The organism is Nonomuraea wenchangensis (genome assembly GCF_900111685.1).
Lineage (GTDB): Bacteria > Actinomycetota > Actinomycetes > Streptosporangiales > Streptosporangiaceae > Nonomuraea > Nonomuraea wenchangensis.
Window position 1 is genome coordinate 399146 of sequence record NZ_FOHX01000003.1, and the last position, 25169, is coordinate 424314.

The 25169-nt window shown below is 64.8% G+C and carries 24 protein-coding genes; 7 read left to right on the plus strand and 17 right to left on the minus strand.

Annotation, left to right across the window (positions count from 1 at the left end):
• Positions 1-206: 206 nt before the first annotated feature.
• The 7 genes from BMW85_RS10450 to BMW85_RS10480 all read right to left on the minus strand — a co-directional run bounded on the left by BMW85_RS10450 (position 207) and on the right by BMW85_RS10480 (position 5880).
• The gene (locus tag BMW85_RS10450; protein WP_091079892.1) at positions 207-1586 is read right to left on the minus strand and encodes a tyrosine-type recombinase/integrase; all 1380 of its coding nucleotides are present in this window, start codon (positions 1584-1586) and stop codon (positions 207-209) included.
• Positions 1583-1774, minus strand: coding sequence for a helix-turn-helix transcriptional regulator (locus BMW85_RS10455; protein ID WP_091079894.1), 192 nt, complete (start codon positions 1772-1774; stop codon positions 1583-1585). Before BMW85_RS10455 ends, BMW85_RS10450 begins: the two co-directional genes overlap by 4 nt.
• Positions 1771-3384 carry a replication initiator gene (locus tag BMW85_RS10460; RefSeq protein ID WP_091079895.1) on the minus strand — a complete coding sequence of 538 codons (1614 nt, stop codon included), beginning with the start codon at positions 3382-3384 and terminating at the stop codon, positions 1771-1773. Before BMW85_RS10460 ends, BMW85_RS10455 begins: the two co-directional genes overlap by 4 nt.
• Positions 3381-4799 carry an FtsK/SpoIIIE domain-containing protein gene (locus tag BMW85_RS10465; RefSeq protein WP_091079898.1) on the minus strand — a complete coding sequence of 473 codons (1419 nt, stop codon included), beginning with the start codon at positions 4797-4799 and terminating at the stop codon, positions 3381-3383. The genes BMW85_RS10460 and BMW85_RS10465 overlap by 4 nt, the downstream gene beginning before the upstream one ends.
• An 84-nt stretch (positions 4800-4883) precedes the next feature.
• Entirely contained in the window at positions 4884-5201 is a 318-nt protein-coding gene (locus BMW85_RS10470) for a hypothetical protein (protein ID WP_091079900.1), read from the minus strand.
• Positions 5198-5464, minus strand: coding sequence for a hypothetical protein (locus BMW85_RS10475; RefSeq protein ID WP_091079902.1), 267 nt, complete (start codon positions 5462-5464; stop codon positions 5198-5200). Before BMW85_RS10475 ends, BMW85_RS10470 begins: the two co-directional genes overlap by 4 nt.
• A complete protein-coding gene (locus tag BMW85_RS10480) occupies positions 5464-5880 on the minus strand; it encodes a plasmid replication, integration and excision activator (RefSeq protein WP_091079904.1) in 417 nt (138 codons plus the stop codon). Before BMW85_RS10480 ends, BMW85_RS10475 begins: the two co-directional genes overlap by 1 nt.
• A gap of 197 nt (positions 5881-6077) precedes the next feature.
• Between BMW85_RS10480 and BMW85_RS10485 the strand changes: the two genes are divergently transcribed.
• The gene (locus BMW85_RS10485) at positions 6078-6470 is read left to right on the plus strand and encodes a hypothetical protein (protein WP_143082196.1); all 393 of its coding nucleotides are present in this window, start codon (positions 6078-6080) and stop codon (positions 6468-6470) included.
• A 25-nt stretch (positions 6471-6495) separates the two neighbouring features.
• Here the strand turns inward: BMW85_RS10485 and BMW85_RS10490 are convergent, their stop codons facing one another.
• Together BMW85_RS10490 and BMW85_RS10495 are read right to left on the minus strand one after the other, a co-directional pair.
• Positions 6496-7188 carry a GntR family transcriptional regulator gene (locus tag BMW85_RS10490; protein ID WP_218155721.1) on the minus strand — a complete coding sequence of 231 codons (693 nt, stop codon included), beginning with the start codon at positions 7186-7188 and terminating at the stop codon, positions 6496-6498.
• A gap of 287 nt (positions 7189-7475) precedes the next feature.
• Positions 7476-7760, minus strand: coding sequence for a hypothetical protein (locus BMW85_RS10495; protein ID WP_143082197.1), 285 nt, complete (start codon positions 7758-7760; stop codon positions 7476-7478).
• A gap of 346 nt (positions 7761-8106) precedes the next feature.
• On the opposite strand from BMW85_RS10495, the gene BMW85_RS10500 reads away from it, so the two are divergent.
• Positions 8107-9396 carry an NsdA family TPR-like regulatory protein gene (locus BMW85_RS10500; protein ID WP_091079912.1) on the plus strand — a complete coding sequence of 430 codons (1290 nt, stop codon included), beginning with the start codon at positions 8107-8109 and terminating at the stop codon, positions 9394-9396.
• 174 nt (positions 9397-9570) lie between these two features.
• On the opposite strand, the gene BMW85_RS10505 is transcribed toward BMW85_RS10500, so the two are convergent.
• From BMW85_RS10505 to BMW85_RS10510, 3 genes are all read right to left on the minus strand, one after another.
• Positions 9571-10932: a DNA-methyltransferase gene (locus BMW85_RS10505; protein WP_177240594.1), complete on the minus strand. Its 1362-nt coding sequence runs from the start codon at positions 10930-10932 to the stop codon at positions 9571-9573.
• A gap of 119 nt (positions 10933-11051) precedes the next feature.
• The gene (locus BMW85_RS48270) at positions 11052-11885 is read right to left on the minus strand and encodes a hypothetical protein (protein WP_143082198.1); all 834 of its coding nucleotides are present in this window, start codon (positions 11883-11885) and stop codon (positions 11052-11054) included.
• A gap of 130 nt (positions 11886-12015) precedes the next feature.
• Positions 12016-13578, minus strand: coding sequence for an ATP-binding protein (locus BMW85_RS10510; protein WP_091079917.1), 1563 nt, complete (start codon positions 13576-13578; stop codon positions 12016-12018).
• Positions 13579-14378: 800 nt separating this feature from the next.
• Between BMW85_RS10510 and BMW85_RS10515 the strand changes: the two genes are divergently transcribed.
• Both BMW85_RS10515 and BMW85_RS10520 read left to right on the plus strand, forming a co-directional pair.
• Complete coding sequence (locus tag BMW85_RS10515) at positions 14379-14687, plus strand: CPCC family cysteine-rich protein (RefSeq protein ID WP_218155722.1); 309 nt, start codon at positions 14379-14381, stop codon at positions 14685-14687.
• 498 nt (positions 14688-15185) lie between these two features.
• The gene (locus BMW85_RS10520; RefSeq protein ID WP_091079922.1) at positions 15186-15725 is read left to right on the plus strand and encodes a hypothetical protein; all 540 of its coding nucleotides are present in this window, start codon (positions 15186-15188) and stop codon (positions 15723-15725) included.
• Between the two features lie 1193 nt (positions 15726-16918).
• On the opposite strand, the gene BMW85_RS10535 is transcribed toward BMW85_RS10520, so the two are convergent.
• On the minus strand, positions 16919-17824 hold the full coding sequence (locus tag BMW85_RS10535) for an endonuclease/exonuclease/phosphatase family protein (RefSeq protein ID WP_091079928.1): 906 nt from the start codon (positions 17822-17824) through the stop codon (positions 16919-16921).
• A 912-nt stretch (positions 17825-18736) separates the two neighbouring features.
• On the opposite strand from BMW85_RS10535, the gene BMW85_RS49445 reads away from it, so the two are divergent.
• Positions 18737-18901 (plus strand): hypothetical protein, encoded by a 165-nt coding sequence (locus BMW85_RS49445; protein WP_177240595.1) that lies wholly within the window; start codon positions 18737-18739, stop codon positions 18899-18901.
• A gap of 168 nt (positions 18902-19069) precedes the next feature.
• Here the strand turns inward: BMW85_RS49445 and BMW85_RS10540 are convergent, their stop codons facing one another.
• The 4 genes from BMW85_RS10540 to BMW85_RS10555 all read right to left on the minus strand — a co-directional run bounded on the left by BMW85_RS10540 (position 19070) and on the right by BMW85_RS10555 (position 22588).
• Positions 19070-19600 (minus strand): flavin reductase family protein, encoded by a 531-nt coding sequence (locus BMW85_RS10540; protein WP_218155723.1) that lies wholly within the window; start codon positions 19598-19600, stop codon positions 19070-19072.
• A 126-nt stretch (positions 19601-19726) separates the two neighbouring features.
• On the minus strand, positions 19727-20503 hold the full coding sequence (locus BMW85_RS10545; RefSeq protein WP_091079930.1) for an SDR family oxidoreductase: 777 nt from the start codon (positions 20501-20503) through the stop codon (positions 19727-19729).
• A 174-nt stretch (positions 20504-20677) separates the two neighbouring features.
• The gene (locus tag BMW85_RS10550; protein WP_091079932.1) at positions 20678-21517 is read right to left on the minus strand and encodes an SDR family NAD(P)-dependent oxidoreductase; all 840 of its coding nucleotides are present in this window, start codon (positions 21515-21517) and stop codon (positions 20678-20680) included.
• A 231-nt stretch (positions 21518-21748) separates the two neighbouring features.
• Entirely contained in the window at positions 21749-22588 is an 840-nt protein-coding gene (locus BMW85_RS10555) for a helix-turn-helix transcriptional regulator (RefSeq protein ID WP_091079935.1), read from the minus strand.
• A gap of 123 nt (positions 22589-22711) precedes the next feature.
• Here BMW85_RS10555 and BMW85_RS10560 point away from each other — a divergent pair, with 123 nt between their 5' ends.
• Both BMW85_RS10560 and BMW85_RS10565 read left to right on the plus strand, forming a co-directional pair.
• Positions 22712-23566, plus strand: coding sequence for a helix-turn-helix transcriptional regulator (locus tag BMW85_RS10560; RefSeq protein ID WP_091080680.1), 855 nt, complete (start codon positions 22712-22714; stop codon positions 23564-23566).
• A gap of 201 nt (positions 23567-23767) precedes the next feature.
• Positions 23768-25159 (plus strand): amidohydrolase family protein, encoded by a 1392-nt coding sequence (locus BMW85_RS10565; protein WP_091079938.1) that lies wholly within the window; start codon positions 23768-23770, stop codon positions 25157-25159.
• Positions 25160-25169: the final 10 nt, after the last annotated feature.

Here is a 25169-nt window from a genome sequence, read left to right on the forward strand (position 1 = left end):
GCCTCTTCTGCGTTTCCGGAGTATGCAGCCAGATGCAGCCCTGAGCGGCCGTTTGTCGGCGGTCACGGGATATACGCGGGATGGATCCGGGGACGTTTCCCCAGGTCGCGGCCCATGATCCGGAGTATGCGCGGGATGGCGTGGCCCCTGCAACGCCGAAAGGCCCCGGGGAAACCGGAGCCCTTCGAGTGGTGCCGTTCGCGATCTCATGCGGTGAGCACGTCCGCGATCCGCTGGTTGACGATGTCCTCCTGGCCGTCGATGCACTTGGCATAGACCCTGAGCAGGACGTCCACCCCGTGGCCGGCACGGGCGGCTACCTCTGGAGCCGGTACGCCGCCGTTGAGCCAGAGCGAGACGGCCGCATGCCGCAGGTCGTACGGTCGCCGCGCGAGCGGTGAGGCAACCTGAACCGGTGTGAGGGCGAGGGTGCGGGCTTCCTGCCAGACCTCGGTGTAGGCCGTCGAGGCGACCACGCCGCCGCGTTCACTGCGGAACAGCCGCCCGTCTGGAGCTACGCCGAAGTCTTCGATGTGTTGCCGAAGGATCTTCACCAGTTCCGGAGGGATCGGGATCCGGCGGACGTCATCCTCACCCCGATGCTTGAGACCGCGCAGCTCGTGAGCGTCCCCGGTGTCGGTCCATCGGCGGTTCACCTCGGGTCGTGAGCTGTCGAGGGTGAGCCGTCCCCAGCCGTTCGCCGGGAGGTGGCAGTCCTGTTCGCGGAGACTGACCGCCTCGCCGGGGCGGAGGGCGGCGAAGTACATGCAGGCGAACATGGCCATCAACCGTCGGCCCCGCCCCTTTCCGTCGCGCTGGCGCTTGCCCACGTAGGTGAGCGCCACGAGCAGTTCTCTGGCCTGGCCAGGGTTGACCACGACCCGCGGATCCACGGTTTCGGTCGTCTTCGGGGCCTTCCATTTGATGCGGTGCAGCGGGTTGGACGGCAGCTCTTCCAGTTCCACCGCGTACTCGAAAACGTGGTGAAGGACAGCGCGCTTGCGCCTGATCGTGTTGGCGCCGGCCTGCTGGCCGTCGAGGCGGAGCGCGAGGGCATCGAGGGCAGGGCGGACGGCTTTGGTCTCGTTGAGGTCTGTCATGTTGAGCGATGCCGCCTCCAGCCAGCGGACGGCTCGCGCGATGTCGGCAGGCATGGCCGGCCGCTTCCCTTCGGGCAGCAGCACGTAGTGGCGCAGGGCCTTGCGGAGGAGCGCGGCATCCGGGCGTCCGGCCTTCTCCGTCGTCAGCGCCGGGAGAGCCGTCGCCAGGGCGTCGGACATGCTGTCTCGGCTCTTGGCAGCCGCGTACGGCCAGCGCGCCTCAACGTACGCCTTCACGAAGTCGAGGACCGTCCGTGCGTCCTTGGCCTTGGTCATCGACTCGGGGAGACCGGTCTCCAGATCGAACGCCTCACCGCGTCTCGCGGCCTGCCGTAGGTCGGTCAGGAAGCTCTCGCCGAGGGCCTTGGTCTTGTAGGTCTTGGACTTCTGCCAGCCGCCGACCTTCCAGCGCACCTCATAGGAGGGTGACTTGCTGGACTTGTTCCGCCGGATCTCCCAGAACTTCACGTCGTACGAGGTTGTCATGCGGCGCTCCTGAGGGATTCGAGCCAGGCTTCGAGGTCGCTGCGGTAGATGCGGAGTTCGCCGTTGGGCAGGCGGATGCCCTTGGGTGCTTTGCCGATCTCGCGCCAGCGGTAGAAGGTGCGGCGGGAGATCCCGCCGAGTTCGTCGAGGACCTGGGCGACGGTGAGAAGTTCGTCCCGTCTGCTCATGCCGCCATCCCGGTGGGCTCAGTTGCCGAAAGATCTTGACCGGCTGCTCTGGCCTCCAGCTCTCTGAGGTGGGCTCGCCACCGTTGGCGTTCGGCCACGGTGCGCAGCAGGCGTACGGCGAGGGGAGGCACGTTGGCGTCGCCGGCCGGGACTGGCCGCCAGATGTAGCGGTGCGGGTCGGTGGGCTCGTCGGCCTGGCCGAGGGCTTCCAGGACCCAGGTACGGCGGTCCTGCCGATGCTCGGCCAGGGTCTTGTTGGACCACTTGCGCGAGACCAGGACACGGCGCCCGGCGTAGCCGAGGTGATCGGGCTTGTGGGCCTTGCCACGGCACCGGCCAGGCTGCATGCCGGACTTGGCTCCCTTGGGCTGGACGCCGTAGCGGAGCCAGTTCGGGCAGGTGGGCGAGCAGGGTTCGTAGCGGAGAGCGTCGAGCATGCGGTCGGCGTGCTCGCGTTGAACCTGGCCGCCGTCGAGGGCGTCGCCGAGGGACTTGGTGAGGTACTTGGACAGGTAGCGGATGCACTGGTCGGCGTCCGGGGTGCCGGCCAAGACGCCTTGGACATCGACTTGCTCGCCGAAACGGATCACATGCAGTGGTTCGACCTCCTCGTCCAGCGCGTCGAGGGCTTCGTCCCAGGTGGGCAGAACCTCCCCGGTGGCCGGGTCGAGGTAGCCGCCCTGCTCGTCCCAGACGGGCAGGTGGTCACCGTCGAAGCGCACTTCGTCAGCCTGTGGCCACCAGACCTGGTGGTAGGTGGCAGCGGCTATCTGCTTGATCTCCGCGCGCGGAAGGGTGCCGCGAATAGCCATGTGCAGGTGCGGGGCGAGCCGCTTCTGAGGCTCCACCGAGGCGAAGTACTGCACGTCATAGCCCGCGACCCGGCGCAGGTTCTGCACGAAGCGGTCCACGAGCTTGGAGAAGTGCAGCGCGTCCCGAGCCGCCCGCCGGTAGTCGTAGGCGTCCGGGTCGACCGGGATGCCGTCACGAACCTTGCCGTACGAGGGCAGGGTGAGCGTCACGAACAGCGACGGCCGGTAGACCTTCCCGTCCGTGCCGTGGAAGGTGCGTCCCAGGGTGGTGTGAGCCATCTTGCGCTTGGGCAGGTCCGGCGCATCCTGCCGCCGCCGGGTGGAGCGGGAGCGCTTGGCGGCGGTACGGCCGAGGACGTTGCCGCGCATCCCGGCGGCGTTGATCTCCTCGTCCAGACCGCTGATCAGCTCGTCCAACTCGGAAGTGTCGTCGCCGGCCTTCTCGGCGGCTTCACGCTGGGCGTGGACGTCGGCGCGGAACTCCACCAGCCAGCGCTGTTCCTCGTCCGGCTCGTTCGGCGTGATGACGGGTTCGGCGTCGAGGTGCCAGCCCTCCCGGCACTGAGCCTTACGGAGCTGCTTGTTGCGCTTGGCGCACGGCGGGCACTTGCTGTCGAAGGTGGCCCCGCACGGGACGTCGATGATCTCCCAAGTGCCGGTGTGGGTGTCGAGGCGCTTGAGCGGGATGGGCCGGATGCAGACGCCGTGCTGCTTGGCGACCTCCAAGAGCACATCCCGGGCCATCGGCATGGCCTGGCGGACGGCCCGAGGAAGGGCGCGGTCGTGGGCATGAGTCATGCGGCCTGCCCGTGGTAGGCGACCATGGCGCGGATGTCGGTGTCGGAGACGTAGGCGGCGCGGACACGGATCGGTTCGGGCGAGGTCTCCAGGCGCATGTAGGCGACGCCCGCGCCCAGCTCGGGCACTGGTGAGATGTGATCGGCCAGGGCGCCCCGGTCGCGTGCGCCGTCGCCGAGGACCATGTCCACCTGCTCGGACTCGTCCAGCCGCAGGGCGATCTTGTCGGGGAAGAGGTTGCGGATGTTCATGACCTCCTTGCGCGGGTCCTGAAGTGCGGCCATGACGCCGACGCCGACCGAGCGGCCTTGCGTGGCGAGCGTGGCCAGGGCGGCGGAGGTTCGCTGCCGGAGCTGACGGTCGGGCTGGTAGGCGGTCAGGAACGCCACCTCGTCGACGATCACCAGGACGAACGGGTCCTCCACGGTGGGGGAGTGGGAGCGCTGGAGGCCGGCGAAGCGGGTGGCGCGCTTCTGCATGACGCTGACCGCCTCGTCCAGCAGGTCGGCGCACTCGGCCGGGTCGGCGGCGTACCGGCCTTGGAAGAGCTCTCGCCCGAAGGACAGTTCCATCAGCTTGGGATCGAGCGCCCAGACCTCGCACCGGCCGGCACGCATGGCGGGGAGCAGTCCGCGGATCGTGTCCCAGAGGAAGGAGCCCTTGCCTGCCCCGGTCGCGCCCGCGATCAGGACGTGAGTGCCGTGCACCTTGAGCCGGAGTGGCTTGCCGTCCTCCTGCCTGCCGATCTCGACCGGCCCCACGGTTGGTTCGTCGGGGATGGGCAGTGCCGGCATGGGGGCGGCGAGTGGGTCGGTGCGTGGGAAGGTGATCAGGAGCCTGCCGCCTTTGAGGAGCGCGATGCGGCAGGAGGCCGCGCCGAAGCCTTGGGCGAGGTTGTCGATGCGGTCGGTCCAGTCCTTGACCGCCTGGCCGCCGAGCATCCGGACGGTGACCCGGTCGGCCCAGCCGTCACAGGTGACGCGGAGCAGGCGCGGCATGTAGACGTGTCCGTGGACGCGCTTGGCCAGGCCGGAGACGTCCATGACGGACTGCCAGTGTCGGCGGTAAACCGACATGAGCCGCCACCAGGCCAGCAGTCGCCAGCCGACGAGCCGGGCGAAGGAGCCGGGCGCGGTGCAGGCCCAGGCGAGCAGGGACAGCACGGCGAAGCCGAGCGTGGATGCCGCGGCGGGCCAGCCATAGACGTTCCAGATGATGCCAAGGGTGACCGGGATGGCGACCGCGACGGGATGACGCCAGGTGGTGCGGACGAGGGCGGCCAGGAAGCGCCAGCCGTAGACGATGAAGGTGACGAGGGCGGGTGTCTTGAGCACGGCCGGGCGGAAGACGACGGCCGTGTCGGGCGTGGTGGAGACAAGATTGCGCGCCTCGTCTCCAGGCAGCCGCTTGAACATAAGCTGGGAACCTCTCGTGATGTGGAGTCGTGGGAGAACCGAGGGGCCGCCGGAAGTTGCCGCTTCCAGCGGCCCCGCCTCATGTCAGACCGCCGGGTCGGTGGCGTCCTTGTCGTCGGCCGTCTGTTCGGCGTGCAACTGCTCGCAGTCGGCCAGGTAGCGAGCGGCAGCGGTGAAGATCTCGCGAGCGGTGGCCAGATCGGCGTCGGTGACGGGACCCGCCCCGGTGGTGGAGATGTGCACGTTCGCCTCGTGGGAGCTGAACTCCAGGTACGGGCGCGGGTCGCTGAGCAGCAGTCCGGCACGGACCTTCAGGTGCGGCGTGTGGAAGGAGACGCCGACCTGCGGCGCGGACTCCGGCCTCATGGACAGGGTCAGGTAGGTGTAGGGGCCGAGCGTCACGCCGCGACCCCCTTGCCGTTGGGCAGCCCGTAGAAGCTGCGCTCCAGCGAGCGGGCGAAGCGCGATGCCTCTCGGGCGAGTTGCCGCGCGAACTCCAGGTCCTCCACCGTGACCGGCCCACTGGTGGTCACCAGGACGGAGGTGGCGCCGAAGTCGAGCGCCAGAACGGGCTCACGACGTGGGAACGGGTGGTTGAGGGTGCGGGCGGCGTGCCCGGTGGTCAGCCGGATCACGCTGTTGCGCGGGGTACGGCGTCGGGTCATCAGGCGGCGTCCTTTCCTGCCTTGGCAGTGGGCTGAGCGGTCGGGCGGGGTGCGTGCATCTCGCGGACCTTGATTGAGTACGCGAGACGGCTGGCAGCGTTGACGTACGGCGTGACGGACATGCCGTCGAACTCGACCGGCGTGAACGGCAGCCCCGGCATCGGCTGCGGGGGCACCGGCTGGACCGGCGCGAGGATCTTGACCGCCACCGTCTTCTGGGCGGGCTTGAGGGTCGGGTCACCGTCCATGACCGCGACCTGCCAGACCAGCTCACCGGTCTGCTTGTCGCGGGCCTGCACGAACCGGCCGTTGGACGAGGCGTCGAAGTCCTTGACGGGCTCGACCTCGCCGACGACGTAGCAGCCGTGCGGGAAGACCATGTCGAAGGTGACGGGGATGGGACCTTGCAGAGCCATAACAGCTTCCTCTCTTGGATGACAGGCACTCGACCTATCAAGTAGCTAGACCGTAACCCTCCGTAACTTGCTAGGTCAAGTGGCTAGGTAGGAGGTGACGGGCGTGTCACCCATCCGATAGACAGTCGTCGAGGTCAACCAGCCGGACATTCCAGGAGGCTCTAGTGCGAACCATGCGGTTGGTCACAGCCGGGGTCGTGGTGATCCTGCTGGCAGGATTGTTCGTCCTGGCCATGAACCCGGTGTGGCGTGATGACGCCCGGCTCCAAGCCTTCTACGAGCGCGTGGTCGCCTACCCGCTCCCACCGAACACCCGAGACATCTTCCCCATGGATCGTGATGTGGTCTTCGGGAAGAACCTGGTGGGAGGCGGCGGCTCCTATTGCGACTACCGTGTCCGCCTCACGCTGCAGACAGCACTCACGCCGCAGGAGATCCGCCGCCACTACGACCATGCCGCGATCGCTGGAGCCGAGGCGAAAGCAGAAATCTCCTTGTACTTCAGAGAACAGGATCCCGCTGGTGGTCGCAGAGTCATCCTCGAGGCGTACGACTCCCATGACTGGGACTGGGATTGGCGCTGCTATTGACGCGCAGCTAGGAGCCCTGGTGGTTCTACATGATCGGATAGGCGTCTTCCAGCTCATGACGATCAGCGGGCAGCAGAACCTCTACGACAGCCAAAGGCCGGCCGGAGGCATCACGCACCGCACCGAAGACCGCCAGGATCGGCACGTTCTTCGGCATGCCCAACTGCTTGGCCTCCCCGGCCGAGGGCATGCGCGCGGTGATCTGCTCCACGATGTGATCGAAACGCACGCCCTTGCGCGCATGAAGATGCTCCCGAAACCCCTGCCGCAACGGCTCCCCGCTGGTCAGATCCGTCCCCTCGGAAAGCTCCAACGGCAACCACAACGCCACCAGCTCGGTCGGCTCACCCTCACGCACGATCAACCGCCGCCGCACGAACACCTTGCTCTGAGGCTGCACGCCGAGCAGGATGGCGATGCGATTTGGCGCGGCGACGGCACCCACTTCGACGATCTCACCCGCCGTGTCGGTCTCCGGCTTGGTCAGGTACGCCTGCCCCGGCCGCTTCTGCTCGATCGACGCCATCGCCGGCCGCCCGCGCACGAACCGGCCCTTGCCCTGCTGCGACTCGATCCAGCCCTGCTCGCGCAGCACCCGCAGCGCGGCGACGACAGTAGGACGGGAGACGCTGAACTCCTGAATGAGCTGGTTCTCGCTCGGGAGGAGCGTGCCCGGTGGGTAGTCTCCCGACTCGATGCGCCTCTGGAGAGTCTGCACAAGCTGCGCATACTTAGGCGGCACGGACTCTAGCGACATCATGACCGTCCAACAGCCGACAAGTTGTTTTACCAAGTTTGAGCGTATCCGGCTCGCCACTCTCTGTCCATGCGGTTGGCGACACCGGAGCCGCGAACGCCAGATCCGGCAGGCAGCGCAGCGGCGGCTGGGAAGGTTGCCGCGGTGGCGGTCCCTGCGACTGCCTGCCGGAGAGAGACGCGACGAGACACAGCAGCGGCTCCACCCCCCTCCGAGAAGAACCGTGCCTGTCCCGCCGCGCCCCGTCATCACCTGGCGATGTACTCGGCCAGGACGTTCGCCGCACCCGCCGGATCGTTGGTCGGATGCCGTCGCTCGGCGTTCTGCCAGGAGTAGTAGGCCCCGCCGTACCCGACGAACACCCACACCGGCAGACCCGGCTCCGGCTTGTGCACCATGAGCGCACTGTTGTTGTCGCGCAGCTCGGCATTGACGCCGAGAGCCACGAGCCGGTCACGCAGCCGGACGAGCATGTCCCCCTCGTCCTGAGCCTGCATAAAGCCGGCCGCAGCCGCCTGCATGATCGAATTCATCTTCCGCTCCCTTCGGCCTGGCCGCCGCCGAGGCAGTCGAGACACTGCCGCTCCTCACTCGAAAGCTGATCTCCGCTGTCGTCGCCGATGAGGAGCGCACGGCGCGAGTTGCGCAGCTTGATCCCGCGTCCCCGGCAAGTGGGGCAGGGCGACGTCTTGCATGTCTCGTCTGGCCGGGTCACCGTCGCCAATCTCCTCGTTCATCCGGCGTTCCCTGTGGCGGGAGGCCGCGTGACGTACCGTGGTTGATTGATGACAAGTCCACCGGCAACCGCGTTCGAGCAGGACCCCTGATCGGCCCCCTTGTTTCCCCTTTCGAGCCCCCAGCCGGGAGGAAGACCCGAAGATGCCCGACTACATCCCGAACGTTCGCCTCCGCGCCTGGCGCAACGAAAGGCACCTGTCACGGGCCCAGATGGCCGACCAGGTCAACGCCACACCCATCGGCATCGCCGAAAGGCTGACGTGTGACGAGGAGCGCGTACGCCGCTGGGAAGCCGGCGAAGTCCGATGGCCACGCACGCCATACCGATTGGCGCTCACGCAACTGACCGGGCTGGAGCCGGAAGCACTCGGGTTCTCCCAGACCAAGCAGACCGGCAGCCGCCTCATTGAGGCCCACGTGATCCCCGCCGACGCCCTCCACGCCGAGGCTGACCTGTACGGCACCATGGAACTCGCCCAGCAGCTTCAGGCATCCGACGTGGGAGCCGGAACCCTGGAGGCCCTTGCCGAGGCCGTCGATCTCCTGTGCCGCGCCTATCCCGTCGTACCCGCAGGCACGCTACGCGACCGCACCCAAAAGCGCCTGGCACAGATCAACCGCCTGCTCGCTGGTCGCCTCACCCTGGCCCAGCATCGCGAACTGCTCGTCATCACCGGCTGGCTCACCGCCCTGCTGGGCTGCGTCCACTACGACCTGGGCGAGCGAGAAGAGGCCGAAACCGCCCGACGCGCCGCCTTCGAGATGGGCCGCCAAGTCGGACACGGCGAACTCATGGGTTGGGCACACGAGATGTCCGCCTGGTTCGCCCTTGTCGAGGGCCGCTACGAAGACGTCGTCACCGCCGCTCGCATGGGCCAAGCCGTGGCCGGCACCAGCAGCGCCATGGTCCAACTCACCCTCCAAGAAGCCCGCGGCTTGGCCCGCATCGGCGACCGCCGCGAAGCCGACCGCGCACTGACGCGCGGAGCCGAAGTACTCGGCAGCTTGCCCATGCCCGAACACCCGGATCACCACTTTGTGTTCGACCACGCCAAGTGGGTCTTCTACGCCGCCACCTGCTATACCTGGCTCGCCGACGACGACCGTGCTGAAGAACACGCCCGTGAAACCATCCAGATGCACACCCGTCCAGACGGCACGTCCAACGCCCCGATGAGAGTCGCCGACGCGCGCATAGACCTTGGAATTGTCCACGCTCGACGTGGCGATCTCGACGCGGCTGTTGATGAGGGCCTAGCTGCCTTCGAGATTGACAGGCGATCCCTCACCGACCTCGTCAATCGGGCTGGAGATCTCGATCGAGTCCTACGGCAACGCTATCGACGAGAAGCGCTCGCGATGGAATTTCATGACCGATTTGTGACTGCACGGAGGGCCCTCTCGAACCGTCGTCCAGATCTACTCGACTAATCTCTGGAAATCGAAGGCTCCGCTTTCGTCACGATGGGAAATGCTCGTCGATCAGCACTCCTGTATGGGCCTCCACACGTAAGCTCACCCACTGCCTGCGGCCGATCGCGCCGCCCCATACAAGCAAGCCTTACATCATCCACGCAGGTCAAAGCCCATAATGGTGGCTCCACATCAGGCATACAAGCGATGAGGCCGCTCATCGAGTGCGACGTTTGCGGCAATGGGGATGTAAGCGCCACGCTTCGTAGAGATGGGAACGCTCAGCAGCTCCGGGGCCAGAATGGGCCGTGTAGCAGACCAAGTACGCCCATGCTCGTACAGAAAAAGTTCAAAACACTCGACGAGACTCAGAAGCTCTTCTGAGCAGACAACCAGAATCTCGCCGTCAACGCCGAAACCTGTCAGTGGCTTCTGCGATGCAACCTCCTTTAATGCTCGTTGCAATTCATCTCGTTCTGACACTGGCCCGTCATGAAGAAAAATGCTCGACACATCGATCAATTGGTGAGGGTTGCGCAGCACCACGGGGTTAACATCCCTCAAAAGCGACACCGCGAGGCGCGGCTTTGGGCCCGACGGAAAACGCTTCACGTACTGCTTGAACATCGTTTTGGGATACTTGACGGCTCTCAGCCGCAGGATCGTCTTCTGCATCTCATCGCTGGCAGCCAACCGCTCGCTTAGTTGATCGACACCACGTTTTAGGAGCACTTCAGGCCGTACTATCGTTCGATAGGCATCTACATACTTTGGATTCAGCTCAACGCCAATTCCACGCCGAGCTAGACGCTCAGCTTCGACTACAACCGTTCCTGATCCAGCGAATGGATCGAAAACGACATCGCCGGGATCGGTGCTGAGGAATAGGATTCTTTCGACGAGATCCGCCGGCAGAGGGCACGCATGCTGTACGGCAGAGTTGGCCCATGTCCCCTGAGTGGGTATGGGGATCTCCCAGACGTTGGTGGGCGTCTTTCCTTGCGGATTATAGCGCTCCGGATACTGCACCCACCATTTTGCCAATTCTGTCGTCTCGCGCAGGCGATGCAAGTGGTATTTATATTTATCAGACTTCACCAAGAAGAGTACATACTCAAATATGTTGCGTAGACGACCGCGCCCTGACCAGGGACGCGTCTTATCCTTCTGCCAGACGATGACATCCCTCAGAGTCCATCCTGCACGTGAAGCCTCGCGGGCAAGGTCGAACGGAAGAGGGCGGACGGCGCTAGGCTTCTTGGACTGATCGTAAATAGTGTCGGCAATCAGCCACAAAGAACCATCGTCGGCGGTATTACTATATATGTCTCGAAAAATATGATGACAGTCCGCTAGGTATTCTTCATAACTTTGACCCCAGCCAACTTGACCGGACGCCTTATAGTCAATCAGGTCAGCATACGGCGGCGAGGTGATCGTGCAAGTGATCAGCGGGCGATCTTTGGTAGGCAGAGGCCCCAGGGTCGCAGCTATGTCACGTGCATCCCCTACATGCACTCTGTAGTACGGATCGAGTTCGCGTACTTCCCCCACTGGGCCACCCCTCTCCACCGCCCGCTAGTGGTTGCCTAAGCATAAGGCTTCCGCACAGGGAGATCTACTGCCGAGAAGAAGATCATCTGGATAGAACAGCAGCTCGCTAGGATGATCCACTACAGCAGGACGAGATCTCCATCTTCAGTGACGCGCCCGGCTCCTTGAAGAACCGTCCCGAGCCCGTCCGTAAGCACTGTGTGAGGAGTGGAAGCAGCTCGTGGATCCCGCACAAAGTCCATGATCCACGTGGCCATCGGCGCAGTGTTGCCTGCTTCCCCGCCATACCGGAGATTGTGTGTTACCTCAACTCGCCACCCCATGGTGTACACCCGACGAATGATTTGGGCAGGCACAAACGCCATCAGAATATGCTGTTGGTCTACTCTTTCGCAGATGTGCATAGCCACAGGAGGCTCCGCATTGATTCTTCCATAGAGAGGATCTCCGAATAGCCGTTTGCACCCCTGGTCGTAAGGAGGACATAATGTGCACTGCTCCGCCAAAAAACGTTGTGCGGCAAGTTGTGTATCGCCCGGCCATCGAACTTCTCCCTGAACCGTAAGCAGAAGGGTCCAGTCATATGGAGGGCTCTGAGCCGTTTGTAGGGTCGCAATTTTGACAACAGCTTCCAGGATAGGGAAGACTCCATTCCTAAAAAGAAAGCTGTCGTTGAAATCCAAATTTATGACTGCGGCAATGAAAGGATCTTTGCCTTGTCCTGTTGGAAACACAATAGGACTGGATCCGTGAAGTCGGCTATAGATGTCGCTCTGGAGAATCTTTAGGCCGGGGAAGCTACGCTGAAGTTCCAGCACAGCCAGGCTATCCTTCTCGACAGCGATAACTCGTCGATTATCCTTATCCGCTATGGCTCCTGATTCCGTAGTGGCTATCAAGCCATGGTCGATAAGATGCTTCAGGTCTAGGCCGGCAGCACCTGGCAGGGTCACATAGAATGGGATGTTCGATCCGACTCCGCTCTTACGTCTGCGGACCACGTCTACCCATAGATCACGTATTGTGGACTTTGCTGGCCGCTCTGCTGACATCGCATGATCAATTTGTCTTGGGGGGGACACGTTACCCCCGCAACCGTTTGGTGAGCTCTTCGATGAACTTCTGCGCCGCCTCCTTGGAAAGAGTCTCGTTTGCTACTTCTAGAACGATTTCATAGACCTCACTTACGGAATACTTCCTGTTTACGGAGTGAGCGGCTGCCTTAGTGCTTCTTCTAGCGCGTGTGGTACCGCTATCTGCGGGTGCTGCTGGAGGCGTTACTGGGAAAGCATCCTCAATTTTCCTTGCTACATCGGCACCCAATGTATCTTTCACGCGGCTAGCTGCAGCCTTGATGCGGGTAACTTCGGCCGTATTTCGCTCTTTCTGGCGCTGTTCAGAAGGTTTCACGTAAAGTTCTCTGCGGACTTCGCGAATGAAGTCAGACAGTTCTTTATGAAACCACTTTCTCAGTTCGACGTAGGCGGGGTGTGTGTCACGCAAGGTGCGCCGGTCGATGTTTAGGGCATCTTCCAAACGATCGTCTGCATAGATCTCTGCAGATATCCAGCGCTGGAACAAAGTTCCCTCTGCGTGAGGAAAGTCCAGGAAGTTCTTGCTGTACTCGCCTACGGCGGCGTTCCGGATGCGGATCAAAACGCCGTTTAAATCCTCCGGCCGAAGGACACCTCTTTGAGCGTAAATCCAGCCTTGTGCGCCGACATGGTCTCCATCGAGTTCGACTATACGGACGATCGACTCGGATTCGTCCCCTCCTCGAAGAGCGATAGGTTTTAGAAGAGGCGTACCGTCATACTCCACCTGGAAAGCTAGGGCCTTTGCTTGCTCTTCGAACTCGGCGAGACTCGGTCGATGTTCGTCAGGTATCCAGGCCGGCGCATAGGGCACGGGGACGTTCAGCGCGACGCCCAGCATCGTTTGGCTGTAGCCATCCAAAGATGACCAGGAGTTCAGAGATGCCAGCCGAGCAGTTACAGTCTCAGCCTTCAGTCCGTATAGTGAGGACTCTCGGATAGGTGATGTTGGACTTCCTGCGCCAACCAAAATATTTCGTGCTTCGCCGCGGACACGCTTGAGGAATATCTTAGTGTAGTGATCTTCCTGGGCTGTTTGCAGCACTTCGCCGTAATAGTCGCCTTTAGCGTATGCGCTCTCGCCCCCGCGTCGTCGTTGCTCCGGCGGGAGCCGCATCATCTCGAAGTCGATGGTGACATGCAAGAGCTCCGTACTGCCGCGCGTGGTGGAGTAGATTTCCATCTCTTCACAGAGCTCATTGGCTGCGATGAACCCGATACCGATTTTGCCGATCTTGGGACGCCCGGAAGCCGTATACTCGGAATCGTCTCGCTTGTGCGACTCGCTGATTCGACTGAAATGGCTCACGAATTGGCTCTGCGTCATGCCCTCGCCATCATCTTCAATGATGATTCGATCGGCGTCAGGCTTTACCATGACGCGAACAATTGTTGCATCCGCGTCGTAGCTGTTGTTAATGAGCTCTTTCAAGCAGGCCGCTGGCGACTTATACAAGCCCGAGCTTAGATCGTCGATAATGCGGGAACCGACAGTGATCTCGCCCTTGAACTGGGTGCCGTGCTCAGGAGCGGGTTCGCTTGCGATCGTCATGGACGCCCCCTATCCCTCTCGCGGCGGCTCTGTCTGAAAGCGAGCGTAGCGTCTTCTATGGATCTAGGGGAGATGCGGCGGGCTGGAAGAGATTCTCTCATGTCTACAGTGTTCCCCGATTCTTGTATTCGAACACCCATCCGGATCTCGTAGAGGTGCTCCGCATGTGCGGAGGCTCTCAGATGTGTCCCCCTACAGAGGCCGTGGGTCAGGCCTCAATCGTTTCGCCCGGCAGCGCACCAAGCTCGTATCCCGAGTTCATCGCCTACGGGCATGCCGAAAGATACACCTGAAACCGGCATGTCTCGGAAAAATTGCCCCGACCTCAACGGAGTTAAGAGCCTTGCCGAATTGCCCTCATAGGGATCAAGCGGCGGCGCGGCGCGCCGCCGCACCTCCGGCCCTCCGCCCGCCCGCCGTCCGGGCGTGCGGCCTGGGGGCCGGTCCCGGACGGCGGCGGGACACCGGGCCGGCCACCGTACGCCGCCCCCGCCGTACGGGCCGAACGCGCCGACCAGGGTTGCCGCGCCGCCGCACAGATGCCGCCCTACGATCGCCACTGCATGGCTGGCCAACGTATGTGCTGGGGGCGATCGAAGGTCCAGGGCTTCGTTCCTCAGCCCTGGCCCACCGTATTTCCTGTGCGCGGGTAGTGGTCATCAGACGGTAGGAGGCAAGCCGGGCAGTACCCCAGGCGCGAGTCGCGGATCTCTGGCAGCTTTCCGAGCCTGGGGCGGGAGTAGATACAGCGTTGCCGATTGAGATGCAGATGTTCGGAGCCGTACGGCATCATGACGGATATGACCCATCTCAGCATCGAGGAGATCCGGGAGCGCAAGCGATGGGTCTTGTCCGTGATGGCGGAACAGGGCGGAGACTTCCTCCGGCTACCGCCTCGCGATCAGCCGTACACGTGCCCATGCTGCTTCCATCCGACCCTTCAGTACCGCGGGGGTTTCGGGTTCTGCGAAGAATGCTGGTGGGAGGACGACGGACAGGATGATCACAACGCTGATGTCGTCATGGGTGGCCCCAACGGGTCGGCCAGCTTGACCGAGGAGCGGCGGCGCTACCGAGAAATGCGGGGGCTGCCGCCGCTGGAGCTGTGACAGCAACGGCCACGAACGATGGCCGATTGGCTGGCTCCGCCTCGCGGGATATACGCGGGATCGTGCTTCCTGTAGGCGATGTCTGTGAGGCCTTCCCAGAGGTCAGGGGCCTGATGCAGTCAGGAACGTCGACCCGCTGTAAAACCGTCGGCTCAGCCTACGCAAGTTCGAACCTTGCACCTGCCACACGCAGTTAGCGCAGCTCAGAGGCCCTACGGGGCCTCTTCTGCATTTCAGGGATGTGCAGCCGAATGCCGCCGTGAGCGGCCCGTTGTCGCGGGTCCCGGAATATGTCCGGAATTGATCATGGGCGTTTCCCCTGGTCGAGGGCCTTGATCCGGAACATCCGCGGGTCGCGGGGGCGTGGGAACGCATAGGGAACGGCGAAGGGTCCCGGTGGCGTTCCGGGACCCTTCGGGGTAGTGCCTGGTGATCATGCGGCGAGGCTGACGTGCGTGCGAGAGATGATCTAGGCTGGGCGCCCCCATCTACGACCACATGGCGGCGATCTTGCTTCCGTTATCGGCGATTCCCCCGCGCTGGGGGGTGCCCTTGCTGGCTGTGGGGGCTCTGGCGGCTCCCGCCTTGCGTACTTTCTCGTTGTACTTCCCCGAAGGGTCGACCTACTCAACGGAAGTCTTTGTCTGCCCCTTAAGTTCCGAGCTAGTCCTTACGGATGTCGGCTGGCTGATAGAGATCAACTGGCGAACCATCTCTGCGGAGCTGAACGGCTGGCCCACCGCGGTGATGGCGCTTGGATTGTGTGCAATTCTCGCTCTTCGGGGCAGGTGGGGCATAGCCGCCGCGTGGCTGACGTCGGTGCTGTTCGTGGTCATCGCCGGGGTGTTCACCATCCCCTACGCCGTTGAGATCATCTCGGACGGCTGTACGGACACGCTCCGCTTCGGCGGTTGGGAAATCGTCGAGTCCGGGCCGATCCTGCACTATTTGGCGGGCGCAGTGCTGGTTGCGTTCTTGGCGCTGATTCGTCGTGAGGAGATGGGCTGCAGTCCCGCGCTCAGGGGAACCTTGCCGTAGCCTTCGCCGTCTATGGGCAGTGCAAGCCCGGAAGGGTCCCAGGCGAGGTTCCAGGACCCCTTCGACGTCGTGCTGGACGATCACGCGGCGAGGGCGTCCTCAATCCGCTTGTTGGCGATCTCCTGTTGACCATCGAGGCACTTGGCGTAGACCCTGAGGAGCACGTCCACGCCATGTCCGGCTCGCTCGGCTACATCGGGGGCTGGTACGCCCGCGTTGAGCCCAGAGGGAGACGGCGGCGTGTCGCAAGTCGTAGGGCCTGCGGGCCAAGGGAGAGGCGACCTGGGCGGGTGTTAGCGCTGGCGCTCGGGCGTCCTGCCAGACCTCTATGTAGGCGGTCGAGGCCACGACCTTGCCGCGCTCGCTGCGGAACAGCCGGCCATCCTCGGCCACGCCGAACTCTTCGATGTGTTGCCGAAGGATCTGGACCAGCTTGGGCGGAATGGGAACCGGGCGGACGTCGTCGCGGCCCCGGTGCTTGAGGCCGCGTTCCTCGTGGGCGTCTCCGGTGTCGGTCCATCGGGTGTTCACTTCTGGGCGGGAGACATCGACGAGGATGCGGCCCCAGCCGGTTGCCGGAACAGGGTGAGCGTGACGAACAGCGATGGCCGGTAGACCTTGCCATTGGACGCGTGGAAGGTGCGTCCCAGGCTGGCGCTGGTCATCTTGCGCTTGGGCGGATTACGACGGTTCGCAAGCGAGGCTCCATGGTGGCTATTGAGCCGACGCGGGAGCCGTATGACGTGCCGGTCGGAGCCCGCGTGATCGCTCGCATGCCGACTCCGGACGAGCGGCGGGACCTGGCCACGTCGGGGGAGTTGCGCGAGTTCGGCGGGATGCCTGAAGGGGTGCCGGTCTTCGAGATCGTTCCCGGGCCTCGCAAGCATCGGCGAGTGCTCCGTGGTGACCGTATCGAGTTGATGGTTCGTGGACCTGAGAACAGCGAGTAGCCCGGCGGTTTCTGCGGAATACTGCGGCAATCTGCGGATCAGGTTGGCGTGCGTAGGAGGCGGCCTAACTGGGCGGCGCGCCTGCGTTCCCTCCTTTCGAGGAAGGATTCTGCGGATTGATGCTCTGGAACCTTGGGCTTCGGCTGTGGCCTAGGGTTTTCCGTCGGGCAGGTAGTTCGAGGACCTGAAGTGGCTGAACCGTTCCGGGTTGGTTGGAGGCCCAACAAACCCGGAACGGTTCACCTATTCCGCCACCGTTACCGAGGCGAAGGCGTTGACGATTCGGTGGTCGGAGCATGCCTTGTCGCGGTTGGCGCCGCAGATGTACCCGATCGGCTGGGAGTCCTCCCGGTAGCTGGTGAGCTTGTCGGCTTCGGCGAACACGAGGTCCACCTTGCCCGACTGGCCGCACGAGCCCAGGGTGTTGCTCTCCGTGGTTTGCTCTCCCCAGCCGGGGCAGATCGGGTCCTCATCGTCGAGCTCGTGATATCGGCCCTGGTTACCGGCGTTGTTCACTGTGTTGACCGTGGGCGAGTACCAGCTGTCGAGCAGGGGGCTGTGCGGCTGGATGTTGAAGTCCCCTGCGATCAGCACCGTGTCGCCCTGGGCGCGGTATCGCTCGATGACGGCGTGCACGTAGCCGAGCTGCGTCGCCTGGGAGTCCTTGACGTAGGTGAGGTGGGTGGTGCAGAACCGCAGGTGCGGTCGGGTGGCGACGGGCGCGCAGAGCAGCTTGCGTTGCTTGTCTTCGGCCGCCTGCGGAAGAGTGAACCGGTCGGTGGGGCCGAGGGCGAAGCGGCTGAAGATCGCGACACCGTAGCCTTTGCCGGCGCAATAACTTGAGTCGTCGGCCGGGGTCATCCGCTCGTAACGGGCGAAGTTGAGCGGATTCTGGGGCCAGCCGATTCTCTGCAGGTAGTCGATCACCGCGCCGTACTGGTTGTGGCACATCTCGTTGACCGACACGAAGTCGGGGTTGCGAGCGCTGATCGAGCCGCCGATCGCCTGGATGATGCCGTTGGTCGTGGAGCCGAGATGCTTGCTGTGGCCGGCGATGTTCCAGTGCCAGATCTGGTACGTCGTGGCCGTGCTCATGTGGGCGTGGGACGGCGTCATCGTCGTCACGGCGATCGTGACGGCCGTCGCCATCACTGCCCAAAGCCGTCGCGAGGCGCCTCGCCATAAAATAATCTTCATGTGAGCAAATGTGCACCACCTCTCCCCGTCGCGGCATCGGTCATGTAACAGATTTTCCTGCGGACGTCCCCGGTGACCATTTATGACGGTGCGAAGAGCACCAGATGGTCGTGGCGCTGTCCCGAGGGGAGCGTGCGACGGCTGGATGGTGCACAAGCTTGCTCCGCACGCCTTCAAGTCCGACTACGGGCATGGCGGTGATGGCGGGCAGGCTCCGCTTATCCCCGACGACCCCCTGCATTACGCTCAGCGCAGCTGGCGCTCGGCAGGCAAGATCCTCGCCGTGGGACTGATCGCATGGTGGCTACCCGTGGCCGCGGTCGCGCTGCTCGCCGCATTCCTGGTGGCCTCCAACCAGCCCGGAACGGTTCAGCGGACGAGATCACCGTGCAGAGGGCCATGCGCAGGGCGGCTCGCAATCATCGACGTGATGCTGCGTGCTAGCCGCCATTGGCTCGTCGACGAGGCACTCAGGGATTACCTGCTGGCCCCGTACGTCTTCAGCTATCGCTCCGGGTGTTCGGACTTCCACACCGGCTACTGGAAGCGTTCCGAGCGTTTCGGGAACTGTCCGGCGACCGTCGTTACCTGCTTGTGCTGTACGCCAATGTGCGTCAGTTCTCTGCCTCGGTGTCCCTCCCCATCCGTTCCCACGACAGCATTCTTGGTCACGGAAGCGCAGGTCAGAGCGTTCTTGCGACGGCACTGTAAAACCGTCGGCTCAGCCTACGCAAGGTCGAACCTTGCACCTGCCACATATGAAGGATCATGGTCCGATGCCTCGCGGCCTGTATGGGCAGCGCGCGTCCGGGCTGCCCTGGCTGCCTCTGGCGGGCGGCGCGTGGGATGGTGGCAAATGAGCCAGTGCGCTATCTGAATGCCGAAGATCCGCTGGCGGTCGCGATGGTCAAGGGCATACACCGTGGCGATGCAGGCAAGCTGCGGTGGTTGCTGGCGGAGCATCCCAGCCTGGCCCTGATGTTAGAGTTCGCCGGTCAAGATCACCGTATCGCCCGTTCGCGAGATTAGCGCGGTGGGCGGTTGGAGCGAGATCGCTTCGGCGCGGCGTGGGCCGTAGGGTGAGGCGCCTCCTGGAGCCCGGGGTTGAGAAGTCGGTGTCGGGGGCCCGGAATACGGCGAAAAGAGCCAGGGGTGTCGGTTTCCGCTGGTCAAGGGCTGGTCAGTAGGTAGCGGCGACTACTGGTCGCGCGTCAGGTATTGCCATTTGGTCATGCGGTTTCGCAGGTCGAGGGTGTCGGCGTTGCCGGAGTAGGTGCCGTTGCCACGATGATGGAACTCACCCGTTCCTCGTTTGCCGGCATCGAACCAGGCTCGCTCGCCGCGGAGAATCCACAGGTTGTAGTCGTCGACGAGCCTGTCATCGGCCACGGTGCATTCGATGTTGGCGAAGCACTCCTGAACAAGAGGCGCTCGGACGACAGCCGCAGGTGTGGGAGTGAAGCCGAACTTCCCCCATTTGTCGACGTCGCGGCCGGAGGTGTTGCCGACGTCGGTCACCTGTTCGGCCAGGTTGATGGAGGGGATGGCGATGACGCACTCGCCGGTGGTGCGCAACGCGTCGTAGCTGTGATCCCACGGGCCAAGGATCAGCCCGATGAGCGCACCATGCGCGATCGGCATGTTGAAACCGTTGGTCATCAGGTTGGCGCGCTCGCCGTCGAAGGTGGACACCATGATGACCGGCCCGGGCTCGATCAGCCGATGCACGAGGTCCAGCGGGTATTCAGGAGAATCCTGTGGGGCTCATGTCGGACCTTTCATTGTGGGCGAGCGGGGGCCGATGGCTGGTCGGTGCTCGGTCATCGGCCTCCCTTCTCGGGGTTGCCGCTTGGGCTAGACGGCCTGGGCGGTGGGCAGGATGGTGATCTCGGTGAGGTTGACGTGGCGGGGCACGGCGGCCATGAAGGCCACGGTCTCGGCGATGTCGCTGGACTGCAGGACGTCGATCTGGTCGATCAGGTCGGCCATGAGCTTGGTGGCATCGGGGTCGGTGACGTGGTCGGGCAGCTCGGTGTCGACCATGCCGGGCTCAATGGTGGCCACGCGGACGTTCTTCGGGCCGAGCTCCACCCGCAGCAGCCTGGTGAAGTGGCTGATGTAAGCCTTGGTGCCGGAGTAGATCGAGAACTTCTCAAGGATCCGGGTGGCGGCGATAGAGGAGGTGGTGATCAGGTCGGCCGGCTTTCCCGCCTCGGCGGCGGCGCTCAGCTGCGGCAGGAAGGCGCCGATGACGTTCATCACGCCGGTGATGTTCAGGTCGATCTGGCGCTGCCACTCGTCGAGTCGCAGCTCATCAATGGCGGAGATCAGCTGGACACCGGCGTTGTTGAAGACCAGATCCGCTCGCCCGAGCTGCTCGGCGACCTGGCCGGCGGCGTCGTGGACGGCTTCGCGGTCGGTGACATCGACGGGCAGCGCCAAGGCGACCCCGCCAGAGGCTTGAATGCTGTCAACGAGGGTGTCGAGCTTGTCCTTGCGCCTGGCCATGACGGCGACCTTGGCGCCGAGCTGGGCCAGGCGTTGCGCGGTGGCGGCGCCGATGCCGCTGGAGGCGCCGGTGACCACGGCCACGCGGCCGGCGAGCGGAGTACCGGTGAGCAGAGCAGACATGAGTCGGGCCCCTTCTTCTGGTGGAAGACTTCTTGGGATCGGTGACGGTCGGTAGTGGTGTCTGACGCCACGGATGAGCTCAGTGCCGGTCGACCGCGAAGTCGGTCCCGGCGACAGCGCTCTCCCATGTCCCGGGCTCTGTCCGTAGGCGGAGAGCTCAGTACTACGTACGGGTCAGGCGGCGTCGTCGTGCGCGGTGGCCGCCGACTTGTCCCGCCAGGCGTTCAGGTCATGGTGGATCTGCTCGAGCTTTACCTGCAGCCGATCGATGGTGTCGGGCCCGAGGTACAGGTGCCGGGGCAGGACGGTCTGGCCGGTGACCTCGTAGATCAGGGCCGCGCTCTTGACGGGGTCGCCGAGCTGGGTGTGGTTGGCGTCCTGAGCCCAGTCGAGGGTGACGTGCGCGGGGGTGCCGTCATAGTCGGCGATCCGCTCTCGCGCCAGCGACAACGAGCTGGCGTCCAGGAAGTCGGTGCGCAGCACGCCCGGTTCGACGACCATGGACTGGATGCCGAACGGCGACATCTCCGCGGCGAGGGCTTCGCTGATCCCGGCGACGGCGAACTTGGAGGCGCTGTACATGCTGACTCCCGGCTCGCCTTCGAATCCGGAGCGCGAACCGATGTTGACGATCTTGCCCGAGCCCTGGCGGCGCATGCCGGGCAGCACGGCCCGGGTCATGTTGATCAGGCCGAACACGTTGAGATCGAACAAGGAGCGGGCCTCGTCGTCGCCGATCTCCTCCAGGGCGCCCAGCAGGCCCCGGCCGGCGTTGTTGACCAGCACGTCGATGCCGCCGAAGCGGTCCGTCGCGGCCTGGACGGCGGCGGGGATGGCACCGCTGTCGGTGACGTCCAGGGCGACGGCGAGGACCTGGTCGCAGGTCTGCAGGTCCCCGGGGAGCCTGCCGGGGTTGCGGACCGCGACGACCACGTTGTCCCCGCCCTTGAGTGCGGCTCGGGCGATCTCGGCGCCGAGGCCGCGGGAAGCACCGGTGATGAACCAGGTAGCCATGATGTCGTCTCTTCCCTATGTGTGTCTCTTGTGGAGAGTTCCGGCGGAGTCGGGTCCCGCCGCTGACAGATTCGAGTCTGTGCAGCTCACGGGCAGGGATGAAGGCCGGGACTTTCCTGGGAGTAACACACCTAGGATGAGATCGTCGGGTGAAGGCCGAGCTCGGACAGGAGGCGGTACGAGCCGGGCGTGTGCTTGGGCCACCTCTCTGCTGCGGTGCGGTGGGAGCGGTCAGATCACGTCGTTTTTGTGCAGCATCCTTGCCGTCGAGGAGCGCAGTCGCTCGAACGCGGCCGCGGTCGCCGAGGCGGGCTCGGCCTGGTAGACGACGAGTTCCTGGTGCGGGGCGCCGTTGACGGTGAAGGCGGAGAACCGGATGTGCAGGTCGCCCACGCGTGGGTGCCGCAGGTGCTTGCCCTCCTGCGTCTTCGACTTCACCTCGTGGCGGGCCCACAGCTCGGCGAACGCGGGGCTGGCCGAGCAGAGCTCGTCGACGATCTGGTTGATGCGCGCGGACTCCGGGTCGTGCCCGTAGGCGGCCCGCAGCTCGGCCACGCAGGAGTGCGCGACCCGCTCCCAGTCCTGATAGAACTCCCGCCCCGCGGGATCGGTGAACACCATGCGCGCCAGGTTGTCGGCGGCGGCGAACCCTTCGTGCAGGGCAGTGGCCATCGTGTTGGCGGCCAGAATGTCCAGGGCGGGGCCCAGCACGAACGCCGGCGAGGTGGACCAACTGTCCATCAGCTGTAGCAACTGCGGGCTGACCTGGTCGGTGGTGGCGGCTCGGCGCCGAGCAGGCGGCCGGATCAAGCGGTGAAGGTGCTCGGTGGCCTCCTCATCCAGGCTCAGGGCGCGCGCCACGGCCTCGACCACCTGCGGCGAAGGGCTCGTCTCCCGGCCCTGTTCGAGCCGTACGTAGTAGTCGCTGCTCATGCCCGCCAGCATCGCCACTTCCTCACGGCGCAGACCCTTCACCCGGCGCCGCCCATACTCCGGCAGGCCGACGTCCTGCGGTTTGAGAGCCTCGCGACGAGCTCGCAAGAACTCCCCCAAAGGTGTGCTTTGGCTCATTTGACCAAGCTATGGGACCCATGCCCGATGAGTCACAACATGGAGGGGTTGGTCTTTTCCTAGGAAAAGTACGCCCTGGCTGTGGTGATCCCTTTGCCGCCGCTCTCGCCTAGCCTCCATGCCATGGACGGTGCCGACACGAGCAACGCCTTGGGGCAGTTCCTACGCCGCCACCGCGCGTTGACACGCCCCGAACAGGCGGGGTCACAGCCACTGGGCCGCCGCCAGGTGCCCGGGCTACGCCGTGACGAGGTCGCCAGGCTGGCCGGGCTCAGCACCAGCTACTATGCGCGACTGGAGCAGGGCAGGCAGCGACATCCTTCGCGGCAGACGGTCGCCACCCTGGCGCAGGCTCTGCGGCTGGACGAGCTGGCCGCAGCCGAGTTGTACCGCCTGGCCCGTCCGGTCGTTCGCCGCCGGCGCCCGGCGCGGGTAGAGCGGGTAGCCCCAGAGGTACTCCGGCTCATGCACGGCTGGACGGACGTCCCCGCGTACGTTCTGGGCTGGTCGCAGGACGTGCTGGCGCGCAACCCGCTCGCCGGTGCCCTGCACAGCCGGTTCGCCCACGACGACAACATGCTGCGCATGATCTTCCTCGATCCCGCAGGGCGAGAGTTCTTCCGTGACTGGAGTGAGACGGCCTGCGCAGCCGTGGCCGAGCTGCGCGAGATCGCGCTCATGGTGCCCGACGAGCGAGGCCTGGCCGAACTGGTGGGCGAGCTGTCCATCAAGAGCCCGCAGTTCCGGCGATTGTGGGCGGAGCAGAGGTCCGGAGAGACCGTGCGCCGCAGGATCCGGCTCTCCCACCCGGAGGTCGACGAGTTGCGCCTGAGCAGGGAGGTCTTCCTGATCGCCGGTGCGCCCGGTCAGCGGCTGGTCACCTACCAGGCCGAGCCCGGCTCGCCGTCCGCGGACGCGCTGGCCCTCCTGGCGACCCTGGCCGCGCCGGATCTCGGCGAGTCCGGCCCGTCCGCGTAACTTCTCCAGGCCGCGCCCGCCGTCGCGACGGTGTGCCGTCGATGTCAGGGCATGCATGCCCTTGATCTTGTGCTGAACACGTCTTCCACCCTGGGTGCGGCACTCCCAGGAAAACAGCGGCCTTCTTCGCCCTGGGCGACGTGGACAGACTCGGACCTGCCAGCGGTGGAACCCCACCGCAACCGACGGAGAGAAGGCCCCATGAACGCCGACACGACCCTCGACCAGCTGCGCCGCCAGGACGCCGATCGCGATCGGCGCGTTCTGCTGACCGGTGCCACGATCGTCACCATGGATCCCGATCTCGGCGTTCTGCCCAAAGGGGATCTACTCATCCAGGGCAGCGCCATCGCCGCCGTAGCCCCTGACCTGCGCACCGCCGGCGCCGCCTCGGGCGCGGTCGTCATCGACGCCACTGGCACCATCCTGGCCCCCGGCTTTGTCGACACCCACCGGCATGCCTGGGAGGCGCAGCTGCGCCGGATCATGCCCGACGTGAACGACCTCGGCGAGTACGTCAGGTCCACCCTGGCCGACATCGCTCCCGCGTACCAGCCGCAGGACATGTACGTCGGGACGAAGCTCGCCGCCCTGACCGCCATCGACGGCGGCATCACCACGATGCTCGACTTCTCTCACAACTCGCGCACCGCCGCCCACTCCGACAGTGCTATCGAGGCCTTGATCGACACCGGCATCCGCGGTGTGCACGCCTCCATGCGGCCGCACTTCGGCGACTGGGACGGCCAGTGGCCAGGTGACCTGAACCGGCTGCTCGACAAGTACTTCTCCTCGAGCGACCAGTTGCTCACTCTGCGCCTGGCGGCTCTGGCCACCGATGAGATCGCCGGCCCCGATCTCGCCTACGGGCCCGACTTCGCCCGTGTCGCGCGCGAGCTCGGCATCGGCGTCAGCGTCGACGCCGTCTTCGGCATCCCCTCCTCCCAGGCCATTTTGCGCTGGTCGGCCGATGGGCTGCTCGGCCCGGACGTGACGCTCATCCACAGCACCGGCTTGACCGCCGACGCCTGGCGGGCCATGGGTGACTCGGGCACCACGGTGGCGCTCGCCCCCACCTCCGAGGCGCAGATCGGCCTGGAGACCGCGATCCCCGCCATCGACGAGGCGCTCGTGGCCGGCATCCGCCCCGGTCTGAGCATCGACGTCGAAGTGGCGCTGGCCAGCGACATGTTCACCCAGATGCGCGCCTTGCACGCGATCCAGCGGATGCGCGCGGTCAATGCCGCCTACGGCAGTGCCGCCACCCCTCCTCGGATCGGCGTGGCCGACGTCTTGGACTTCGCGACCCTGCAGGGCGCCAAGACCGTCGGACTCGGCGACGTCACCGGCTCGCTCACCCCCGGCAAGCAGGCCGACTTCCTCATCGTCGGAGCCGAGGACCTCAACAACATGCCGCTCAACGACCCGATCGGCACCCTCGTTCTCGGCTCCGACCCGCGCAACATCCAGGCCGTCTTCATCTCGGGCCGAGTGCGCAAGTGGGCCGGCGCCGTCCTCGACGTCGACCCGGCCGAGCTGCGTCAGGACGTGCGCGAGTCCCGTGATCGCGTCCTGCGCGCCGTCGCCCACTGAGGGCGACCCG